The sequence below is a fragment of the Bacillus cereus group sp. BfR-BA-01309 genome (genome assembly GCF_022664315.1).
In the GTDB taxonomy this organism is placed as follows: Bacteria; Bacillota; Bacilli; order Bacillales; family Bacillaceae_G; genus Bacillus_A; species Bacillus_A mobilis.
Genome location: NZ_JAKUHE010000054.1, coordinates 1 through 1,004 on the forward strand (window position 1 = coordinate 1; position 1,004 = coordinate 1,004).

Consider the following 1,004-nt stretch of genomic DNA (forward strand, 5'->3'; position numbering starts at 1 on the left):
ATGGGACACCTAGTGGTTGGTTAAAGGTTAAAACATGGGAAGGCGAGAAATGGATGAATCTAGATGGAGAAGAAAGATTTATAAATAAATCTTTCTATGCGTATAACGAGCCTTCATTTAGTTCAGGAAAAGCAAACGCTGGAGCATTATATAATCCACAGAATTTTAGAGTAGTGGATGGGACAACTAGTGGATGGTTAAAGATTAAAACATGGGAAGGCGACAAGTGGATTAATCTAAACCAAACAGATTCTGGTTCTTCTGGAGTAATTGATTTAGCTCTAAAACAACTTGGAAAGCCGTATGTTGAAGCTGGGACAGGACCAAATGGATTCGATTGTAGTGGCTTTATTTATTATGTATTTAAAAATAATGGATATAACATTGTGAGAACAAGTGTTGCAGGATACTGGGGCATGGTTACTAAAATAAATGAACCTCAGCCAGGAGATTTAGTATTCTTACAGAATACATATAAGGTGGGTCCTTCTCATTTAGGAATATATTTAGGAAATGGCGAATATATTCATGCAGCGGATACGACAACAGGTGTAATTAAAAGTAAAATCAACAGTCCATATACTCAGAAGCATTTCTTAGGATATGCTAGATTTTCAAAATAATAAAATTGGATTCAATGAAGAGACAGTTATCTAAGATAACTGTCTTTTTATAGTTGGTCTCATTTGGTAATAAGGGTTGACCAAAAGCTTCAGATAAAAAGGAGCTGGATAAATTAAAAGTATTGATGCTAACGAATAATCACTATAAATTCTTTGGAGATTACATAATTGGTATTTGGTACTATAATGGTAAGGTTATATAAGCTAAAAATTAAGGGGATGCAAACTGGGGTGAGATAGAAATTTCAAGTGGAAATATTATAGTAAATATATAGAAAAATAAAGGAAAATATGTTAATGTAATAAACGTTATATAAAAATATTAAAAAGGAGAAAAAGTATATGCTAAAAAAGAGTGTATTGTTATTATTTTTTGTTCTA

Annotated in this window: 1 protein-coding gene; it reads left to right on the top strand. The window is 31.8% G+C overall.

Features of this window, described 5'->3' with window-relative positions:
• Positions 1 to 623 (top strand): C40 family peptidase (locus MR115_RS29510; RefSeq protein WP_242243848.1); only part of this gene is annotated, 623 nt, incomplete at its 5' end.
• Positions 624 to 1,004: the final 381 nt, after the last annotated feature.